The organism is Xanthomonas sp. LF06-19, from assembly GCF_034105425.1.
Lineage (GTDB): Bacteria > Pseudomonadota > Gammaproteobacteria > Xanthomonadales > Xanthomonadaceae > Xanthomonas_A > Xanthomonas_A sontii.
In genome coordinates this window covers 120,713-141,202 of sequence record NZ_JAXGGH010000007.1, presented here as the reverse complement: position 1 = coordinate 141,202, position 20,490 = coordinate 120,713, and the positions used below count along the sequence as shown (strand labels likewise).

Sequence of the window (20,490 nt, the reverse complement as noted above, 5' to 3'; positions counted from 1 at the left end):
TCATGCCGAGCCGCGGCAATGATGCGTCATTCGAGGTGCCCTGAAGTCGCTCCTGTACAGGCAGCGATCTTGCGATCCATTTGCGTGGATCTTCGTAGGCGCGGCGTCATGTCGATGGTGTCGCCGCCGGCAGACAGCCCAGCCCCTGCAGCGTCGCCTCCACCGCCACGTCCAGCGGCGTGTGCGGTTCTTCGCCGAGCACTTCCAGCAGCCGCGCATTGCGCATGCGCAGCGGGTGCCGCCACAGCGGGCGCATCTCGTGCAGTTCGCGCGCCAGCGGCCAGAACGGCACGGCCAGGGTCAGCAGCGGCCATGGGAAACGGCGCGTGCGTGGCGGTGCCAGGCCGTGGCGCTGCACGACCCGCGCGATCGCCGCGGCCATCTGCGTGCCATCGGCGTCCCAGTGCCCGTCCATGTGCAGGCGGGCGAACGCCGGCAGACGCTCGCGCCGCTGCAGCAGCGCCAGCATGGTCCGCGCCACGTCCGGCACGTAGGCCCATTGGTGGCCGACACCTTGATCGCCCGGCAGGGTCACCGTCGTGACCGGCCGTCCCCGTCTCACCAGCCCCTGCGCGAACCAGCTGTTGCCCACGCGCGGGCCGAAGAAGTCGCCGGCGCGCACCACGATGGCGCATGCGCCTCGTGCGGTCGCGGCCTGCAGGCGCCGCTCCAGTTCCACCCGGATCGCGCCCTTGCGGGTGACCGGGGCCTGTGGCGCGTCTTCGTCCGGCGCCGGGTAGGCGTCCGGGCCGTAGTTGTAGACCGTGCCCGGCAGCACCACGGTGGCGCGCTCGGCGATGGCCGCGGCGACGGTGTTGTCGATCATCGGCAGCACCAGCTCCGACCAGCGCCGGTAACCGGGCGGGTTCACCGCATGCACGATCACCGCACAGCCCTTGGCCGCCTGCCGCACGTCGGCCTGTCGCAGCGCATCGCCGCGGTGCCAGTGGATGCCGTCGCGCTCCACGCTGGGGTGGGCGAGGCCGCGCTGCAGGGCGCGCACCTGCCAGCCGGCGTCGCGCAACTGCCGCGCCAGTTCGCCGCCGATGCCGCCGCTGGCGCCCAGCACCAGGGCCGTGGAAGAAGAAGAGGACATGGCAGCGCTCCGTCGGGGTCGGCGCTCAGTCTCGGTGCGGGTACCGCAGAAGAAAATTGGCGAAGAGCGCCGACCAGCTATACATTTCTGTATGGACAATACGATCGGCTGGGAACTCTACCGCTCCTTCCTGGCGGTGCTGGAGGAGGGCTCGTTGTCGGCGGCGGCACGCGCGCTGGGGCTGACCCAGCCCACGGTCGGCCGTCACGTGGCGGCGCTGGAACAGGCGCTGGCGGTGCCGCTGTTCGTGCGCTCGCAGACCGGCCTGCTGCCCACCGATGCCGCCCTGGCCTTGCGCGGGCATGCGCAGGCGATGGGCAGCCTGGCCGCGTCGCTGCAGCGCGCGGCGGGCCGCCACGGCGATGCGGTGCGCGGCACGGTGCGCATCGCCGCCAGCGAGGTGATCGGCGCGGAAGTGCTGCCGCCGGTGCTGGCGGCCTTGCGCCGCGCGCATCCGCAGCTGCGGCTGGAACTGGTGTTGAGCAACCGGGTGCAGGACCTGCTGCACCGCGAGGCCGACGTGGCGGTACGCATGACCCGGCCTACCCAGGACGTGCTGGTCGCGCGCCGCGTCGGCGAGGTGGCAGTGGCGCTGTTCGCGCACCAAGACTACGTGGACCGGCATGGCCTGCCGCAGGCGCTGGAGGAACTGCCGCAGCACGCGCTGATCGGCTTCGATACGGAAACGCCGTTCCTGCGCGCCGCCCGCAGTGCGCTGCCGCCGTGGCGGCGCGAGGCGTTCGCGTTGCGCGCCGACAGCGACCTGGCGCAACTGGCCTTGCTGCGCGCCGGCTGCGGCATCGGCTTCTGCCAGGTCGCGCTGGCGCGGCGCACGCCGACGCTGCTGCCGGTGCTGCCGCAGCAGGTGCGCGTCGGCCTGGAGAGCTGGATCGTGATGCACCAGGACGTGCGCGGCAGCGCCGCCTGCAGTGCCGTGTTCGCGGCCTTGGTCGAGGCGATGACCGCGCACACCGCCTGAGGGGCGTGCGCTTGCGGTGGCGGCCGGCTGGCGCACACGCGCCTCCGGCAGCCCCAACCCGGGCAGGGAATCAGGACGCTTTTACCAATCCCGACTCCCCACTCCCGAATCCCCGCTTACGGCAGCGTCAGCGCGATCGGATTGGCCTTCATGCTGGCGCTGATCGCCGGGAACGGATCCACGCCGGACATGGTGATGACGTCGTTGATCGACACCACGTCGCAGTTGATGGTGCTGTCGTTGACGCACATGTAGGCGGCCGCGCCGTTGCCCGGTTCGTATACCGCCTTCCACACGTAGTTCGGGATCTGCACGTGGTCGGCGCCGATGCTGCTGCGCGTGCCGCTGTCGAAGGCCGGGCCGGTGACCACGTAGACCTCGCCGCGCTGCTTGGCCAACTGACGCACCTGCTCTTCGATCCGCGCCCACTCGCCGGTGTTGAGCTTGTGGTCCTGCGGGACCACGTTGGCCATCGAGAAGGTTTCCTTCTCCGAGTTGGTGGTTGAGGCGTCGCCGGCCGGGGTCATGTGGCCGCGGTCGAAGCCGGAGTTGGTGTAGTCCGAGGTATGCGAGCGGTCGGCGGCCGGGATGCCGGTCTCGTCGTGGAAGGAGCCGACGCGGCCGATGGATTCGGCGCCGGCGACCTGCTGGTCGGTGATGTGCTCGGCCGAGTACAGCGGGCCCTTGGTCACGCCGGAGGCCATCAGCACGTATTCGGTATGGCAGACCTCGGTGGTGCGGCTGGTGATCGACGCGTCGAGCGTCGGCGCCTTGCCGCCGGCGTAGAGCGTGGGGCAGCTGGTGGCGGCGCTTGCCGCCTGGGCGGCGAACAGCGCAAGCAGGGCAAGACAACCGCGCAGGGAGACGGACATTGCAGGAACCTCGGCTGGTCAGGAGAGGTGAAGAAACTGGCGAGATTCGATGTCTGTCGGGTGACCGCTGGATGTGCCGCAAATGGCAACTGCGCCGTGGGTCACGTTTGGCGGTAGACGTCGCGCGGCGACGGATCAATCGCATGCGATAAGCGTTCTCATTTACAATGCGCGACCGCCCTGTCCCGCACCGCGCCGACGTGATCAAGTCCTTGTTGTTCCAGCTGCACTGGCTGCTCGGCATCAGCGCCGGGCTGGTGCTGTCGGTGATGGGCCTGAGCGGGGCCACGCTCGCCTTCGAGGACGAGATCGTGCGCCTGGCCAATCCGCCGCTGGCCGCCATCGCCGTGCGTCATGCCGCCGGCGAGCAGCCGCTGCCGCTGGCCGAACTGGCGCGGCGCCTGGACCTGGAAGGGGCGCACCGCAGCAACCGCGTGTTGATCGATCCGACCGGCACGCGGCCGTCCGCGGTGCGCCTGCCGGGCCGCGACGGCGGCCGCCTGTACTTCGACCCCTACACCGGCGCGGTGCTGCCGGCGCCGCGCCTGGATGGGTTCTTCTCCTTCGTCGAAGACCTGCACCGGCGCCTGGCCGCCGGCGAGCGTGGCAAGGCGGTCACCGGGGTTTGCGCCTTCGTGCTGATCTTCTTCTGCCTGTCCGGCCTGTACCTGCGCTGGCCGCGGCGCTGGTGGAGCTGGCGCGCCTGGTGGGCGGTGGAGTGGAACCGGCAGGGGCGCAGCTTCCTGTGGAGCCTGCACTCGGTGATCGGCACCTGGTGTCTGCTGGTGTACCTGCTGATCGCTGCGACCGGGCTGTACTGGTCCTACGACTGGTACCGGCAGGGGCTGGTGGCGATGCTCGGCGGCGATGCCGCACCCAAGGAGAAGGAGGGCGGTCGTGGCGGGAAGCCACCGGCGGTGGACTACGCGCGGCTGCAGGCGGCCCTCGCCACCGTGCCGGCCGCGCAGCGCGCCTACCTGGACCTGCGCCTGCCCGGCCGCAGCGGCCAGCCGATCGTGGCCCGCTACCTGCCGCCCGATCCGGCGCACGACCGCGCCTACAACAGCGTGGAGGTCGATCCGGCCAGTGGCCGCGTCGTGCGCCACCTGGAATATCGCCAGCAACCGCTGGGCCGGCGCCTGCTGACCAGCATGTTCGCGCTGCACAGCGGCAGCTTCTTCGGCCTGCCCGGGCGCGTGGCGATGCTGCTGGCGAGCCTGTGCATGTCGCTGTTCTTCGTCACCGGCTGGATGCTGTACCTGGACCGCCGGCGCAAGAAGCGCGCATTGCGCGCCGCGCGCCGCGCGCTGCCGGGGCTGGTCGGCGATGCCGCCGGCGCCTGGCTGGTGGGCTTTGCCAGCCAGAGCGGCCTGGCCGAGCGCCTGGCCTGGCAGACCGCCGCGCAATTGCAGGCCGCCGGGCTGGCGGTGGAGGTGCGTTCGCTGGCGCAGCTGGACCTGGCCCAGCTACGCGGCAGCCAGCGCGCGCTGTTCGTGGTCAGCACCTTCGGCGACGGCGAACCGCCGGACGCGGCGCGCGGCTTCGTGCGTCGCGTGCTGCGCCAGGCGCAGGCCCTGCCGGAGCTGCGCTACGCCATGCTCGGCCTGGGCGATCGCCAGTACCCGCAGTTCTGCGGCTTCTCGCGGGAGGTGCAGCACTGGCTGGACGCGCAGGGCGCACAGGCGCTGTTCCCGCCACTGGAAGTGGACAACGCCGATCCGCAGGCACTGGCGCAGTGGCAATGGCAACTGTCCGCGCTCACCGGCGTGGCGGCGTCGGCGCCGGTGCTGCAGGCACCGGAGCCGCTGGACTGGGGCCTGGCCGGTCGCGTCCTGCTCAATCCCGGCAGCGCCGGCGCGCCGGTGTGGCGTATCGACCTCGTGCCGCCGCCGCAGGCGCACTGGCATGCCGGCGACATCCTGGAAGTGCAGCCCTGCCATGCGGCCGACGCGATCCGCACCTGGCTCGCCGCACGGGCGCTGGACGCGGAACAGACGGTACAGGCCGATGGCCTGCGGCAGCCGCTGTGGCAGGCGCTGGCGTCACGCGCGCTGACGCCGCCAACGCCGGGCGACGACCTGCAGGCCTGGGTGGACGCGCTGCCGACCCTGCCGCTGCGCGAATATTCGATCGCTTCGGTGCCGGCCGACGGGCTGCTGCAACTGGTGGTGCGCCTGACCCTGCGCGACGACGGCCGCCCCGGCGTGGGCGCCGGCTGGCTGTGCCAGCATGCGCCGGTGGGCGCGGTGCTGCGCGCGCAGGTGCGCGCCAACCCCGGGTTCCGCCGGCATGGCGATGCGCCCATGCTGCTGATCGGCAACGGTACCGGTATCGCCGGCCTGCGCAGCCTGCTGCGCGAGGCCGCGCAGGCCGGTGTGCAGGGGCACTGGCTGCTGTTCGGCGAACGCAATGTCGCGCACGATGCGCTGTTCGGCGACGAGCTGCGCGCCTGGCGCGACGCCGGCCATCTGCAGCGTCTGGATCTGCTGTTCTCGCGCGACCAGGCGCACAAGCGCTACGTGCAGGACGGGTTGCGCGAGTCTGCCGACGCGGTCCGCGACTGGGTGGCGCGTGGCGCCACCGTGTACGTCTGCGGCAGCCTCGCGGGCATGGCGCGCGGCGTGGATACGGCGTTGCGCGAGATCCTGGGCGAGGACACGCTCGATGCGATCAGCGCGGATGGACGCTATCGACGCGATGTGTATTGAGGCGATGCGCCGATCGCAGTGCGATCCAGGGTCTTCTTGCGTGCCAGCCCCGATCGTCGCTGCGCATCATGGTGACGGGCAGAGGACGGTGGCAGCAATTTCAGCGAGCCACTGATCCGAGCGGAATGCGCGCGTGCAGCAACCGGGCGATGCGTCCGAGTGCCATGCGTCGGGACTGAAGTCCCTCCCACAACGGCCTTGTGGTCCCGCTTGTTGTGTGTCGGCGCGGCAGCAGACCGGCATCTGCCTCGCGTCGCCGCGCAATCCGCTTACCTGCAGTCGCCGCTACCGGTGGCGGCCGGTGCCTTGATCCGGTACAGGTCGCGCTTGCCGGCCTTCGGCGCGCGGGCGCTGCCGGACAGCAGCAGTTCGCTGGGCTTGGACGCATCCAGCACGGCGCCGGCGGTGTGGCCGTCGCTGCCGTTGAACGATAGCGACAGCGGCTGCGGATCCACGTAGCGGCCGCCGGCGCATTGCGCCAGCAGCACCTGGCTGCTCGTACCGCCATGGGCACGCGCGAACAGCAGCGCACGGCCGTCGCCCAGCCACGCCGCATCGGTCTCGTCGTCGGCGCTGTTGACCCCGGCCAACGCCTGCGGTGCTGCGAACGCCTGGCCCTCCTGGCGTGCCACGAACAGGTCCAGGCCACCGGCGCCGCCATGGCCGTCGCTGGCGAACAGCAGCCGCGTGCCGTCCAGCGACAGGGTCGGCGCACGCTCGTTGCCCGGCGAATTCACCGCCGCGCCCAGGTTCTGCGGCGCGCCGTAGCCGCCGTCGGCCAGTACCGGCGCGCGGTACAGGTCGCTGCCGCCATGGCCGCCGGGGCGATCCGAGGCGAAGTACAGCCAGCGCCCATCGGCGCTGAAGAACGGGTCGCTGTCCAGGCTCGGCGAGTTCACGGGGGCCGGCAGCGGTTGCGGGTCGCGCCAGCGGCCGTCGCGCAGCACGGCCTGCCACAGGTCGCCGCCGCCGGGCCCGCCGGCGCGGTCGGGACTGGCCCAGACGATGCGCTGGCCGTCGGGCGCCACGCTGGCGCGGGTCTCGTCGGCGGCGGTCGATACCACGCCCATGCCCTCGATGCCGAATTCGGAAAGCGCGAACGCACACGGCGCGCAGAGTAAACTCGCGGCCAGCGCGAGCGGCAGGGCAGGGGTCCGCATGAGGGATTCCATGGAATGTCGCCGCCAGTCTAAAACAACCAACGAGCGCTCCATGCCCAACTCCCGTTTTGCCGTGTTCGGCCATCCCGTCGCCCATTCGCTGTCGCCGCACATCCATGCCGCCTTCGCCAAGCAGACCGGCATCGCCCTGCAGTACGAGGCGATCGACGTCCAGGCCGACGGGTTCGCCGCGGCGCTGGCCGCCTTCGCCGCCGCCGGCGGTGTCGGCGCCAACGTGACCCTGCCGCTGAAGGAAGCCGCGTTCGCCCACAGCGTGGTGCACAGCGCACGCGCGCAGTCGGCCGGTGCGGTCAACACCCTCAGCTTCCGCGACGGCCAGTGGCATGGCGACAATACCGACGGCGCCGGCCTGGTGCGCGACCTGACCGGCCGCAACGGCCTGGACCTGCGCGGCCGCCGTGCGCTGCTGCTGGGCGCCGGCGGCGCCGCGCGCGGCGTGGCGCCGGCGCTGCTGGAGGCCGGCGTACAGCAACTGGTGGTGGTCAACCGTGCGCCGGAACGCGCCGACGCGCTGGTCGATGCGCTGGGCGAGCCGTCGCGCGCGATCTCGCGCTACTGGGAGGACCTGCGCGAGCTGGGCGATTTCGAGCTGATCGTCAATGCCACCACCATCGGCCGCGACCCGGCCGCCAGCTTTACCCTGCCGCTGTCGCTGATCAACAGCATGACCCTGGCGGTGGACCTGAACTACGGCGAGGTGGCGATCGCGTTCCTGGCCTGGGCGCGCGCGGCGCACTGCCGCGACACCGTGGATGGCCTGGGCATGCTGGTGGAACAGGCCGCCGAGAGCTTCGAGGCCTGGCACGGCGTGCGCCCGGACACCGACCCGGTGTACGCCGCGCTGCGCGAGCGCGATGCCGTGCTGGTCAGCGCCGACTGAAACACTTCGCCTCCACCCTCTATCCGGGAATAAACGCATGGACGAATCATTGATGCTGCAGGTGCTGACGCGACTGCTCACGCAGTTGCCGCTCGCGCTGGTCTATGTGGTCGGACTGGCGCTGCTGTTCACGCGCCGTCCCGGCCGTGCGCGCACCTTGGGAATCTGCGGGCTGGCGGTCCTGCTGCTGGCCCTGGGCCTGGGGCTGGCGTTGTCGTTCGTGCCGATGTGGTTGATTTCCCAAGGCCATAGTTACTCGTCGATCTCGAGCTTGTTGGGCATCGTCAACGGCGCGGTCGCCTTGATCTTCGCGGTGGGCATGCTGCTGGTGGTGCTGGCGTTGCGCTTCGCCATGCCGTCGCGCGTCGCAAACCCGCACTGATGGCGTCGCGGCGACCCGCGTCCAGGGAGATCGTGCTGCGAGAACCGCAGGGACGCCCGGGCCGCGCCTATGGCGTGGTCCTGGTCGGCGCCGATCGCCTCGTTCGCTGCTCATCAAGAGGAGGTCCTGCGTGGACCCTGTCGCCGTGAACTATCTCTTGCTCACCGCGCTGTTCCAGTTCCCGATCCTGGCGATGTCTGCGGTCGGGCTGGGGTTGCTGGCCACGCGCGGCCCTGGCCGGCCGCGTACCCTCGGCTTGTGGGGGTTGGGCGTGCTGGTGCTGGTCGTGGTACTGACGACGGGCATGTCGTTGTTGCCGGCGTGGCTGATGTCGCGCGCGGCGAACGCGACCGAATCCAACCTGTGGATGGTCATGTCGGAGGCGATCGTCGCGCTGCTGACGGCAGTGAGCGCGCTGTTGCTGGTGCTGGCGTTGTGGTTCGCCCTGCCGGCGCGGCGGGCGCCATCGCACTGAAGAACAAGGGCGTGCGTCGTCCAGGGAGGCGAGGATGTTGGCGATGAGCGTGCACCCGGTGTTGGACATGAGCGTGCTGACCGGCGGGCTCGGCCTGCTGGCGCGGCTGTTGCTGCCGCTGATCGCGTTGCTGCTGCTCCCGCGGCTGGCGCCGGGCCGCGCACGCACGCTGGCGCGGCTCGGGCTGACGGTGCTGTTGATGGGCGCGATCCTGCCGCGCCTGTTGAACGCGGTGCTGGGCTGGGTGGAACTGATGACGCCCCAGTTCCGCGGCACCCATCCGGACGCCTATGCGCTGGTGCATCTGCTGGACGATGCGCTGTACGTGGCCGGGCTGGCCTTGCTGCTGCGCGCGCTGTGGCTGGCGCTGCCGCGCAAGGCCGCGCCGCCGCCGCCGCCATAACGCGGCGCGCAGCACCGTTCAGTTCCAGCGTTTCAGTCCCTGCGACGGGACGTGAGAAAATGCCGGGATGACCGATTCCGCTTCGCCGTCGACGCCGCCCGCGTCCGGCCCGTCCCCGCGTCAGCTCACCGAACCGGTCAAGCTGGCCATCCGCGACGCCTACGCCAAGCTGCAGGCCAACACGCCGGGCTTCCGCGTGCGCCGCGCGCAGAGCCAGATGATCGGCGTGGTCTCGCGCGCGCTCGGCACCTCCGGCGGCGTCGGCGTGGCCGAGGCGCCCACCGGCGTCGGCAAGAGCCTGGGCTATCTGACCGCCGGCGTGCCGATCGCCCTGGCCAGCAAGAAGAAGCTGGTGATCAGCACCGGCACGGTGGCGCTGCAGTCGCAGCTGGTCGAGCGCGATATCCCGGCCTTTCTCAAGGCCACCGGGCTGGAGGCCACGGTGGCGCTGGCCAAGGGCCGCACCCGTTACCTGTGCACGCGCAACGTCGCCGAGCTGCATGGCGAGGCCGCGCAGGACAGCATGTTCGAGGACGAGGCGCCGCTGTACGACCGCCCGTTGAGCCCGGCCGAGGCCGAGCAGGCGCGGGCGTTGGCCAAGGCCTACGCCGACAGGACCTGGAACGGCGACCTGGATGCCGCGCCGGAGCCGGTGCCGCCGTCGCTGCGTGCGCGCATCACCACCAATGCGGCCGGCTGCGCCGGGCGCCGCTGTTCGTTCGCGGTGCAGTGCCCGGTGCTGAAGGCGCGCAGCGAGGTGCGCGATGCGCAGATCGTGGTCACCAACCACGCCCTGCTGCTGTCGGCGCTGTCGCTGGGCGACAGCGACAACGGCCAGCCGCTGATCGCGCCGCCGTCGGACATGCTGCTGGTGCTCGACGAGGGCCACCACATCGCCGGCGTCGCCATCGACCAGGGCGCGGCGAACCTGCCGCTGGACGAGATGGCGCGGCGCACCGGCCGCCTGCAGGCGCTGGTCGGCGCCGCCTACCGGCTCGCCGACAAGGATCGCATCGGCAACCAGTTGCCCAACGAGGCGGTCGAACTGGCCGCGCAGGTGGCCAAGGGCCTGAAGGCGTTCCGCGCCGAGATCGAACGGGTGTGGGTGCCGGAGCCGGGCCAGGACGAACCGATGTGGCGCGCGCCCAACGGCCGCCTGCCCGAGGACTGGAAGCCGCTGATCGATGCGCAGGCGCAGGACACCGGGGCGCTGCTGAACTGGGTGCAGGCCGCGCACCAGATGGCGGCCAAGTCCAAGCAGGAGGATGCGGCCAAGGAACGCCTGCAGCGCAACCTGGGCATGGCCCTGGAGATGGTCGAGCAGCAGTACGCGCTGTGGCTGGGCTGGCGCCGCGAGGACCAGGACGGGCAGCCGCCGATGGCGCGCTGGATCACCGCCTCGCGCGATGCCGATCTGATCTGCCATTGCTCGCCGGTGTCGGCCGCGCAGGTGCTGCGCTCGCTGCTGTGGAGCGAGGTGGACGCGGCGGTGCTGACCTCGGCCACGCTCACCGGCGGCGGCGACTTCCAGGCGCTGGCGATCGACAACGGCCTGCCCGCGCATGCGGAGATGGTGTCGCTGTCCTCGCCGTTCGACCTGCCCAACCAGGCCGAACTGATCGTGCCGGCGTTCCCGGTGGCACCGGACGACCGCGAGGGCCATCCGCGCGAAGTGGCGCGCTACCTGGTGCGCGAACTGGACTGGGGCAAGGGCTCGATCGTGCTGTTCACCTCGCGCTGGAAGATGCTCAAGGTGGCCGACCTGCTGCCGCTCGCGCAGCGCAACCGCGTGCTGGTGCAGGGCGAGGGCTCCAAGTCGCAGATGATCGGCGAGCACATGCGCCGCATCGGCGCCGGCGAAGGCTCGGTGCTGTTCGGCCTCAATTCCTTCGGCGAGGGCCTGGACCTGCCGGGCGAGGCCTGCACCACGGTGGTCATCACCCAGGTGCCGTTCGCGGTGCCGACCGATCCGCAGACCGCCACGCTCGGCGAATGGTTCGAGAGCCGCGGCCTCAACGCCTTCAACCTGATCGCGGTGCCGCACGCGCTGCGCACCCTGACCCAGTTCGCCGGCCGCCTGATCCGCACCGCCGACGACCACGGCCGCGTGATCATTCTCGATTCGCGGCTGCTGACCAAGCGCTACGGCAAGCGCATCATCGACGCGCTGCCGCCGTTCAAGCGGGTGATCGGCTAGCCGCTGCAAACGCGACGGCGATGGCCGCGTGCCTGTCGCCGAGCACGCGGGCCACCGCATGTCACGACGCGCTGCGTGCGGCGTCGTCGCAACCGGAATTGTCTACCGCACCGTCCATGGATATGCAGTTGCGCGCTTGACGGCTTTTAGCCGGCACGCGATAAAACATCACGCGCTAGGAATGCATGCAGCGCCGCTCAGGGGATGGCAATGGCGGACGGATTCTTCAGGGAAGAAGTGTTTCGAGCGCGCCGCGAGGGCTGGCTCGGCGCTGTGCGCCTGGACGCGCCGCGCTTCGGTTGGGCTTACTTCTGGGTGAGCATCGCGCTGCTCGTCATCGTGCTGGCGCTGCTGTGTATCGGCAGCTATACACGACGCGAAGCGGTCAACGGCACGCTGGTTCCCGATCGCGGACTGCTGACCCTGACGCCCTCCGCGTCCGGGCGTGTCGTGCGTACGTTCGCCAAGGAAGGCGCAAACGTCCGCGCGGGCCAACCGCTGGTTGAGATCTCCGGCGAACAGGACAGCGCATCGCTCGGCGATACGCAGGCATCGGTGATCGCGCAGTTGCGCCTCAAGCGCGAGCGCTTGCGTTCCGACATCGAGGAACAGCGCAGCCTCTCGCAAGCGCAGGATCGTGACCTGCGTACGCGCATCGCGTTGCTGAAGAGTCAGATCGCCAGTACCGAAGAACAGGTCGTTCTGCAGCGGCAACGCGCCGAAAGCGCCGCTCGCCTGTATGAGCAATGGTCCAGTCCCGGCAATCGCGGGGTGCTGACCAAGGTGCAGCTGCTGCAGCAGCAGGATGTGGCGATTCAGAATCAGGCGCAGCTCAAGGATCTGCAGAAGCATTCGCTGGAGTTGCGGCAGCAACAATCGCAGTTGCAGACACAGTTGGAACAGCTTCCGGCAACGCTGATCGGAAAGAACAACGAGATCGATCGGCAACTGGCGGACGTGGCGCAGTCGATCTCGGAGAGCGAGGCCCGCCGCGCGGTGATCCTGCGCGCGCCATCGGACGGGATCGTCGGCAATCTGCTGGTGTATCCGGGACAACCTGTCGCCGCGCAGCAGCCGTTGATGACGCTGTTGCCGCGGGATACGCGTCTACGCGCCGAGCTGTGGGTGTCTTCGCGGGCGGTGGGGTTCGTCAGTCCGGGTGATCGGGTGGTCTTGCGCTATCAGGCATTCCCGTATCAGAAGTTCGGACGCCACGCCGGCCGCGTCGCGGAGATTTCGCGCAGTGCGATGAGTTCGGGCGATCTGACCCGGTTGCTGGGTCAGGACATCAAGGAGCAGCGTTATCGGGTGATCGTCGAACTGGGTAGCCAGAATGTCGTGGCGTATGGACGCCAGGAGCCTCTGCGTCCGGGAATGGCGCTGGATGCGGACATCCTGCTCGAACGCAGGCACCTGATCGAGTGGATGTTCGAGCCGGTCTACGAGCTGGCCTCCGGCATGCGCGACACCCCTTCGAACGAGCGCGGATCATGAGCCGGTCCTGGTCGTCCTGGAGGGCACCGTTCGCGACGCGCATCGTACCGATCATGCAGACGGAAGGAGCGGAATGTGGCCTGGCCTGCCTGGCGATGGTCGCGGGATTCCATGGCCAGAACGTCGACCTGCCCAGCTTGCGTCGACGCTTCAGCATCTCGTTGCAGGGCGCACGCCTCGAGCGCCTGATGCAAATCGCACGCGCGATCGGTTTCGAGGTCAGGCCGATGCGCGCTGAACTCGACTACTTGGCCGCCGTTGGCGGGCCCTGCATCCTGCATTGGGATCTGAGCCATTTCGTGGTCCTGGAGCGCGTGACGCGCGGCGTCGCGGTGATCCACGATCCTGCGCGCGGCCTGCTGCGACTGCCTTTGGCGGAGGTGGGCAAGCACTTCACCGGGGTGTTGCTGGAACTGGTGCCGAGTCCGAGCTTCGAGAAGGCGGCGGCGCCGCAACCGGTGTCCTTGCGTGCACTGACCGGCAGGATCGGCGGGCTGCGTCGGGCACTCGTGCAGGTCTTCGCACTGGCGCTGGCGATCGAGATGCTGGTGCTCTTGATGCCGTTCCAGATGCAATGGTTGATCGACCATGTCCTGATCTCCGCGGACATGCCGTTGCTCAAGATCCTGGCGATCGGATTCCTGATCGCGGTACTCGCCCAGACGGCGCTAATGCTGGCGCGCAGCTGGGTGGTCAGTTGGCTGGGCGCCTCGCTCAACAGCCAATGGATCAACAACCTGTTTGGCCACTTGATGCGCTTGCCGCTGGACTATTTCGAAAAGCGGCACATGGGCGACGTGCTGTCGCGGTTCGGATCGCTGAAGTCGATTCAGACGACGCTGACCGGAAGCTTCGTCGAAGCGGTACTCAACGGCATGACCGGCATGTTGGCGCTGGTGGTGCTGTTCTTCTACAGCGCCAAGCTCGCCGGCGTGGTATTGGCGGCATTCGCCTGCTATTTGCTGCTGCGCGTTGCGATGTATCGCGTGCAGTTCGGTATCACCCGCGATCAATTGTTCCATACGGCGCGCCAGCAGAGCGAGTTGATGGAGTCGGTCCGTGGCATCCAGGCGATCAAGCTGGCCAACAAGCAGGGCCTGCGCCAAAGCCGACTTTTCGCGGCGACCGTCCAGGCCGCCAATCTGGATATGCAGTCGCAGCGCATCGGCCTGGCGTTCACGGCGTTGAATAGCGGTGTCTTCGGAATCCAGCGCGTCCTGTTGATCAGTATCGGCGGCTACATGGCGCTGCAGGACGCGCTGTCGGCGGGCATGCTGGTGGCGTTTCTCAGCTATGCGGATCTGTTCACCAGCCGGGCGGGCAGCCTGGTCGACAAGTGTATCGAGTTCCGCATGCTACGGCTGCATGCCGAGCGCATTGCCGATATCGCCATGAGCGACCCCGAGCCGCATGCATTGGGACACTACAGTGGGCCCGAGCTCGCGCCGGAGATCGAGTTCAAGGGCGTCAGCTTCCGTTATTCCGACGATGATCCCTGGGTGCTGCGCAACTTCGATCTCAAGGTCTGCGCCGGCGAGTCGGTGGCCATCGTTGGACCGAGCGGCTGCGGGAAGTCCACCTTGGCCAAGCTTCTGTTGGGTCTGCTTGCGCCAACCGAAGGGCAGATCGAAGTGGGTGGCGTGGAGATCCGGCGGCTCGGGTTGGAAACCTATCGCGGCATGGTCAGTGCGGTGATGCAGGACGACCAGCTTTTCGCCGGTTCCCTGGCCGACAACATCGCGTTCTTCGACCCTGACGCCAGCCTGCAGCGCATCGTGGCAGCCGCCAAGTTGGCGGCCATCCACGACGACATCGTGCGCATGCCGATGGGGTACGAATCGCTGGTGGGCGACATGGGGTCGATCCTGTCGGGTGGGCAAAGGCAGAGGGTGATTCTGGCGCGCGCGCTGTATCGGCAGCCGAAGATCCTGGTGCTGGATGAGGCCACCAGCCATCTGGATCGGCAGCGCGACGAGATCGTCAATGCGCACATCAAGGCGCTGAGCATGACGCGCGTGCTGATCGCGCATCGCGAGGACACCATCGCCTCGGCCGACCGCAAGGTCGTGCTGGGGGCGGAGCGGAATCAAGGCGCGCGACCTGGCGCCGAAAGACTTGACGCGTCGCGAAGCGTCGAGAAGCTCGCTGGCATCGTCGCCGGCGAATAACCATGCTGTCTTTCAAGGAGAGTGGAATGGAAACTGTCGTGAACACGGAAAATTCGCGTCCCGTTGCACAGCGTTTCGCGCGTGAAATGACCCAGGAAGAAGTCAGTGCGATCTCTTGCGGTGGCGGTCAGGACACCCTGATCATCATCATCGTCGAAGCCGTGGACACCGAGACGATCATCATCTTCAGCTAATCGGGCGGCGCATGGCGGTGCTGCAGCGCCGCCATGCATCTGGCGAGGATGCACAACGGGTCCAGACGATGCAGGAAGACGCAAAGAACATATTGATCGTGGCACCGCAGCACGATACCCATGCGGCGACCATCGCCGCCATGATTGGAGCGGCAGGACACAGGGTGGACCTGTTCGACAGCAGTGCCTGGCCGAGCGGTCTAGGCGGGTCGATGCTGTGCGATACGCACGGCGCCCGCTTCGTGCGCGACGGGTCGCCGCTGCGCTACGACACTGCGTGGTGCCGGCGCTTGCTGTTCAAAAAGCCGGCACCTGCAGGTGTGCACGAGCAGGATGTGGGATTCATTCGTTCCGAGGGAATGCTGTTCGACCTCGGTGCACTGGCGGTGATGGGAAGCGGCGTCGGCGTGCAGCGCTGGATCAATGCACCGATGCAGGCGTTGATGGCGGACCAGAAGGCGTTGCAGCTCGCCATCGCCGCGTCCAGTGGCCTGCGCATCCCGCGGACGCTGATCAGCCACCGCGCGGAAGACATTCGCGACTTTCGCGATCGCGAACCGGAGGGCGTGGTCGTCAAGCCCTTCAACGTCGGCGCTTGGTCCGAAAATACCGGCTACAGCGTGTCGTATGCGACACGCATCCGTATCGAAGAACCCCTGGCCGATGGCGATGTCAGCGCGTGCCCGACCAACTATCAGGAGGTGGTACGCCACCGCGGCGATGTGCGCATCGTCTGCCTCCAGGGGGAGTACGTGGCGGTCAAGATGACGCACGCGCTGGAAGGCGAGATCGACTATCGCGCCGTGCGACACAAGACTGCGATCACCTACGCTGAAACGGCGCTTCCCGATGGGCTGCTGGCCAAGCTCGAGCGCCTGCGGCAGACGCTGGCCATCGACTTTTTTTGCGCCGATTTCCTGGTGCCGGCGGACGGAGGGGAGCTGGTCTTCATCGAACTCAATCCTGGCGGCCAGTTCCTGTATCTGGATCAGAGGCTCGCGCAACTGGATATCGCACGCAGGTTCTGCGCTTTGCTGGTGCATGGGGCAACCGCACGTTATCAAGAATTCGAGAGACCAATGGCGGCCGTGCCATCCACCCAAGCCCCCACACGGGCATCCACTCCATCCGAAGCGAATTCCCTATGCGAATGATGATGTGCCTGATCACCACGGCCACCCTGCTTGCGATCGCTGGCGGAAGTTTTGCCCGTCCTCAACAGGAGCAACCGATGGCCCATTCCGTCGAGGTCGAGGGTGTCAACGCCGACTACCGGCAACAGCTCCTGCAGTTGGCTCAGGCCGATCAGCAGATCCGCGCAGATGTCTTGAAGGACTATACGCCGCAGCAGTTGCAGAACGATCCCGGCAGCGCCCGCGCGCTCGCGTTGAAGATCCATGCCTCGCAACAACAGAACCAGCAGGCACTCTCCGCGCTGATGGCCAAGTACGGTTTTCCGGATACGGCCGTCGCCGGCAGTGACGGCGCACACGCGGGATTTCTGGTGGCCCAGCATGCCGCGGACAGGACGTTCCGCGACGCGTTCCTGACAGGTATCCAGGCTGCCGCCGAGAAGGGACGCTACAGCAAGGAGGACCTTGCGCTGTACGTGGATCGAAATCGAGTCCTGAGCGGGCAGCCACAACTCTACGGGACCCAGCACAAGGCCGATGGCAGTCTGTTCGACGTCGAGCAACCCGAACGCCTGCAGCAGCGCCGAGCCGAGATGGGGTTGCCGCCTGATGTTGCCGCACACTGAGGCGACGGGGGCGTCGCGGTCCGGGCATCTGGCCCTTCTACCTGCATCCAGTGGGACGAGTTCGATCGCAGCGGCGGGCTCGTCCACGCACAAGGGGGCAGCACGGAACTCCTGCGCGCGGTTCGGTGTCTGGCCGCGCGCAAGTCAGCGTCGAGGCAGGCTGCCGCGGAAGCGCCTGAGCGCAGATGGCCCTGCGAATTGCGGGTTGGCATGACCGCCGGCTATTGTGTGACTTGGTTTGAGCTGTAGGCGTGACGCCCGTTGATAATCCTCTGTCTCGCGGGCGGCGATCTGTGTTGTCGAGTCCAGACCGGGGACAGGTCGTGCGCGCTGGTCTAGTATCGCGGGCGACAGGGGGAATCATGATGCGAATCGCCAGACAGTGGGCGTTCGGAGCGGCGTTGTGCGTGCTGACCGGCATCGCCGTGGCGCAGCCGACGGGCGCACCGACAGAAGACGCAGCAGCGGCAGCGCCGGCCAATCCGGCCTATCGCACGCAACTGCTGCAGTTGATCAGCGACGACGCACAGGCCCGCGCCGATCTCAAGCGCGATTATTCGCCGCAGCGGCTGCAGCACGACACCGTCTCGTTGCGCGCGTATGCGCGCGAGGTGCGAACGGCGCAGAAGGAAAGCCAGGAGCGCCTGACCGATCTGATCCGGCGCCAGGGCTTTCCCGATGCGCAGGCGGTTGGCGCCGACACAGCGCACGCGGTGTTCCTGATCGCCCAGCGCATCACCGAGTCGGGGTTCCGCGCCGACTTCCAGCGCGGCATCGATGCGGCCGTGCAGCGCGAGGCCTACAGCCGCGCCGATCAGACACTGTTCGCCGACCGCAGCCGCGCGCTGAGCGCGAAGCGCTAGCGTCCGCCATCGCGGCAGAGCCGGGGCTGCCGCACTGGCCCTCTCGCTCACCATGCTCTTGCCCAGGAATGACGCCTTCGCAGTTGCCGCCGCGTCGATCGTGCACCGAAGCGTCGGCCGCGCCCCAAGGCATGCGGTATGCGCGATCGGCAACGTCCCTTGCCGCGGCATTGCGGTGTGGCGTTGCAATCGGTGGACGCATTGCGCCTTTAGAACTGCAAGCCTGCCTCTTCGTTTTTTGGGCGCGCCTCTTCCGATGCGCGCGCCCGGCTGCTGCCCGCGCATTCCAGCAAGCACCACTCCCGCCGTTAGCCACACGCGTCTACATTTTGCGGCCGATCTGCGCCGACACGACCTTCGATTGACGCTGCGCCATCACGCCAGCTGCAACGCATTTCGCGCTCCAGCAATGTTCGCGGTCACAGTGCATGCGCGCGATTGGCCGCGTCGATGGCACCGATTGCAAGGAACGAATGTTCTGCGCGTCGCACTCCCGCCATGCTGCAGCTCCCTTCACACGAGCCGACGCCATGCGCCCTGGATCCCTGTTGTTGCTTGTCCTGTTGTCGCCTTCCCTGATCCTGTCGGCCAGCGCCGCGCAGTCCACGCTCACCCGCGACAACGGTGCGCCGGTGGGCGACAACCAGAACTCGCAGACCGCCGGGCCCAACGGCCCGACGCTGCTGCAGGACGTGCAACTCATCCAGAAGCTGCAGCGTTTCGACCGCGAGCGCATCCCCGAGCGCGTGGTGCACGCGCGCGGCACCGGCGTGCATGGCGAGTTCACCGCCACCGCCGACATCTCCGACCTGAGCAAGGCCAAGGTGTTCGCGCCGGGCACGACGACGCCGGTATTCGTGCGCTTCTCCTCGGTGGTGCACGGCAACCATTCGCCGGAGACGCTGCGCGATCCGCACGGTTTCGCCACCAAGTTCTACACCAGCGAAGGCAACTGGGACCTGGTGGGTAACAACTTCCCGACCTTCTTCATCCGCGATGCGATCAAGTTCCCGGACATGGTGCATGCGTTCAAGCCGGACCCGCGCACCAACCTCGACGACGATGCGCGCCGCTTCGACTTCTTCTCGCACGTGCCCGAGGCGACCCGCACCCTGACCCTGCTGTACTCCAACGAAGGCACGCCGGCCGGCTACCGCTTCATGGACGGCAACGGCGTGCATGCCTACAAGCTGGTCAACGCGCAGGGCCAGGTGCACTACGTCAAGTTCCACTGGAAGAGCCTGCAGGGCCTCAAGAACCTGGATCCGCAGCAGGTGGTGGCGGTCCAGGGCAAGGACTACAGCCACCTGACCAATGACCTGGTCGGCGCGATCAAGCGCGGCGACTATCCGAAGTGGGACCTGTACATCCAGGTGCTCGCGCCCGAGGACCTGGCCAAGTTCGATTTCGACCCGCTGGATGCCACCAAGATCTGGCCGGGCGTGCCCGAGCGCAAGATCGGGCAGATGGTGCTGAACAGGAACGTGGACAACTTCTTCCAGGAGACCGAGCAGGTGGCGATGGCGCCGGCCAACCTGGTACCGGGCATCGAGCCGTCGGAAGACCGCCTGCTGCAGGGGCGGATCTTCTCCTACGCCGACACGCAGTTGTACCGCGTCGGCACCAATGGCCTGGGCCTGCCGGTGAACCGGCCGCGCGTGGCGGTCAACAACGGCAACCAGGACGGCGCGATGAATGCCGGCAGCACCAGCAGCGGCGTGAACTACGAACCGAGCCGGCTCAGCCCGCGGCCGCAGGATCCGAACGCGCGCTACAGCCAGTTGCCGCTATCCGGCACCACCCAGCAGGCCAAAATCACGCGTGAGCAGAACTTCAAGCAGGCCGGCGAACTGTTCCGCAGCTACAGCAAGAAGGAGCAGCAGGACCTGATCCAGAGCTTCGGCGAATCGCTGGCCGGCACCGACGACGCGAGCAAGCACCTCATGCTGTCGTTCCTGTACAAGGCCGACCCCGCCTACGGCAGTGGCGTGACGCGGGTGGCCAAGGGCGACCTGGCGCGGGTCAAGCAACTGGCCGCGCAGCTGCAGGATTGATCCGTCCCATGCGCGGCCCGGTGGCGGTATCGCCGCGCCGCGCACCTTTCTTGCGGAGACCCCCCCATGCGTCGTGTTGTTCTCTTTTTCCTCGGCCTCGCCGTGAGCGCCACGGCCGCCGCCGCACCACCTACGCCTGCGGCGCCCGATCCGGCCGCGGTCCAGGCGCAATTGCGCAGCTACTTCTTCGATGCCGCGCGGCAGGGCCGCCAGGACATGCTGGCCGAGTTCATCCGCGCCCATTACGACCTCGACACGCGCGACGACAAGGGTTACACCGCGCTGATCCTGGCCGCCTACCACGGCCAGCAGGCAGCGGTGGAGCAGTTGCTGCGCGCCGGGGCCGACCCCTGCGCGCAGGACAAGCGCGGCAACACCGCGTTGATGGGCGCCATCTTCAAGGGCGAGCTGAGCATCGCCAAGCGGCTGATGCAGGCCGATTGCGCGCCGGACCAGCGCAACAACGCCGGTCAGACCGCGGCCATGTATGCGGCGCTGTTCCAGCGCACCGAGGTGCTGAAGGACCTCGCCGCCAAGGGCGCCGACCTGCAGGCCAGGGATGCGCAAGGCAACGACGTGGCCAAGCTGCAGCGCGGCGAGTTCGCGACCACACCAGCGCGCTGAGCGGCCCCGGCCCGCCTCCGGGGCGGGGTGTCGGGCACGGCGATCGCAGCGCGCGTGGATCGCAAGCCGCGGATCGGCGAAAATGCTGGGGTGGCCGGTCCCTCCGGCCCGCCGCGGCCTGTGCCGCTGCCGTTCCCGCTTCTGCGGACGGTGGCGCATCA

The 20,490-nt window shown here is 68.4% G+C and carries 18 protein-coding genes; 15 read left to right on the top strand and 3 right to left on the bottom strand.

Annotation, left to right across the window (positions count from 1 at the left end):
* Positions 1–106: 106 nt before the first annotated feature.
* The gene (locus SLW55_RS14840; RefSeq protein ID WP_320745352.1) at positions 107–1,096 is read right to left on the bottom strand and encodes an NAD-dependent epimerase/dehydratase family protein; all 990 of its coding nucleotides are present in this window, start codon (positions 1,094–1,096) and stop codon (positions 107–109) included.
* Positions 1,097–1,187: 91 nt separating this feature from the next.
* Here SLW55_RS14840 and SLW55_RS14835 point away from each other — a divergent pair, with 91 nt between their 5' ends.
* Entirely contained in the window at positions 1,188–2,075 is an 888-nt protein-coding gene (locus tag SLW55_RS14835; RefSeq protein ID WP_295931518.1) for a LysR family transcriptional regulator, read from the top strand.
* A 116-nt stretch (positions 2,076–2,191) separates the two neighbouring features.
* On the opposite strand, the gene SLW55_RS14830 is transcribed toward SLW55_RS14835, so the two are convergent.
* Entirely contained in the window at positions 2,192–2,947 is a 756-nt protein-coding gene (locus tag SLW55_RS14830; RefSeq protein WP_295906980.1) for a DNA/RNA non-specific endonuclease, read from the bottom strand.
* 200 nt (positions 2,948–3,147) lie between these two features.
* Here SLW55_RS14830 and SLW55_RS14825 point away from each other — a divergent pair, with 200 nt between their 5' ends.
* Positions 3,148–5,655: a sulfite reductase flavoprotein subunit alpha gene (locus tag SLW55_RS14825; protein ID WP_320745376.1), complete on the top strand. Its 2,508-nt coding sequence runs from the start codon at positions 3,148–3,150 to the stop codon at positions 5,653–5,655.
* A gap of 269 nt (positions 5,656–5,924) precedes the next feature.
* Here the strand turns inward: SLW55_RS14825 and SLW55_RS14820 are convergent, their stop codons facing one another.
* Entirely contained in the window at positions 5,925–6,815 is an 891-nt protein-coding gene (locus tag SLW55_RS14820) for a TolB-like protein (protein WP_267100104.1), read from the bottom strand.
* Positions 6,816–6,867: 52 nt separating this feature from the next.
* Here SLW55_RS14820 and aroE point away from each other — a divergent pair, with 52 nt between their 5' ends.
* The 13 genes from aroE to SLW55_RS14755 all read left to right on the top strand — a co-directional run bounded on the left by aroE (position 6,868) and on the right by SLW55_RS14755 (position 20,329).
* A complete protein-coding gene (gene aroE, locus SLW55_RS14815; protein ID WP_267100105.1) occupies positions 6,868–7,716 on the top strand; it encodes a shikimate dehydrogenase in 849 nt (282 codons plus the stop codon).
* 52 nt (positions 7,717–7,768) lie between these two features.
* A complete protein-coding gene (locus SLW55_RS14810; RefSeq protein ID WP_267100106.1) occupies positions 7,769–8,098 on the top strand; it encodes a hypothetical protein in 330 nt (109 codons plus the stop codon).
* Positions 8,099–8,228: 130 nt separating this feature from the next.
* The gene (locus SLW55_RS14805; RefSeq protein ID WP_267085649.1) at positions 8,229–8,573 is read left to right on the top strand and encodes a hypothetical protein; all 345 of its coding nucleotides are present in this window, start codon (positions 8,229–8,231) and stop codon (positions 8,571–8,573) included.
* A 43-nt stretch (positions 8,574–8,616) separates the two neighbouring features.
* A complete protein-coding gene (locus SLW55_RS14800) occupies positions 8,617–8,976 on the top strand; it encodes a hypothetical protein (protein ID WP_267100107.1) in 360 nt (119 codons plus the stop codon).
* Positions 8,977–9,043: 67 nt separating this feature from the next.
* Positions 9,044–11,173 carry an ATP-dependent DNA helicase DinG gene (gene dinG, locus SLW55_RS14795; protein WP_017907401.1) on the top strand — a complete coding sequence of 710 codons (2,130 nt, stop codon included), beginning with the start codon at positions 9,044–9,046 and terminating at the stop codon, positions 11,171–11,173.
* Positions 11,174–11,383: 210 nt separating this feature from the next.
* Positions 11,384–12,667: an HlyD family efflux transporter periplasmic adaptor subunit gene (locus SLW55_RS14790; protein WP_017907402.1), complete on the top strand. Its 1,284-nt coding sequence runs from the start codon at positions 11,384–11,386 to the stop codon at positions 12,665–12,667.
* A complete protein-coding gene (locus SLW55_RS14785) occupies positions 12,664–14,835 on the top strand; it encodes a peptidase domain-containing ABC transporter (protein WP_152181842.1) in 2,172 nt (723 codons plus the stop codon). Before SLW55_RS14790 ends, SLW55_RS14785 begins: the two co-directional genes overlap by 4 nt.
* A 26-nt stretch (positions 14,836–14,861) precedes the next feature.
* The gene (locus tag SLW55_RS14780; protein WP_157835383.1) at positions 14,862–15,029 is read left to right on the top strand and encodes a hypothetical protein; all 168 of its coding nucleotides are present in this window, start codon (positions 14,862–14,864) and stop codon (positions 15,027–15,029) included.
* 11 nt (positions 15,030–15,040) lie between these two features.
* Positions 15,041–16,183 carry a hypothetical protein gene (locus tag SLW55_RS14775; protein WP_267100108.1) on the top strand — a complete coding sequence of 381 codons (1,143 nt, stop codon included), beginning with the start codon at positions 15,041–15,043 and terminating at the stop codon, positions 16,181–16,183.
* Between the two features lie 77 nt (positions 16,184–16,260).
* Positions 16,261–16,788: a DUF6624 domain-containing protein gene (locus SLW55_RS14770; RefSeq protein ID WP_106405187.1), complete on the top strand. Its 528-nt coding sequence runs from the start codon at positions 16,261–16,263 to the stop codon at positions 16,786–16,788.
* Positions 16,789–17,153: 365 nt separating this feature from the next.
* Positions 17,154–17,651, top strand: coding sequence for a hypothetical protein (locus SLW55_RS14765; RefSeq protein ID WP_267100109.1), 498 nt, complete (start codon positions 17,154–17,156; stop codon positions 17,649–17,651).
* 530 nt (positions 17,652–18,181) lie between these two features.
* The gene (gene katB / locus SLW55_RS14760) at positions 18,182–19,705 is read left to right on the top strand and encodes a catalase KatB (RefSeq protein ID WP_320745351.1); all 1,524 of its coding nucleotides are present in this window, start codon (positions 18,182–18,184) and stop codon (positions 19,703–19,705) included.
* A gap of 66 nt (positions 19,706–19,771) precedes the next feature.
* Entirely contained in the window at positions 19,772–20,329 is a 558-nt protein-coding gene (locus SLW55_RS14755) for an ankyrin repeat domain-containing protein (RefSeq protein WP_320745350.1), read from the top strand.
* Positions 20,330–20,490 lie beyond the last annotated feature (161 nt).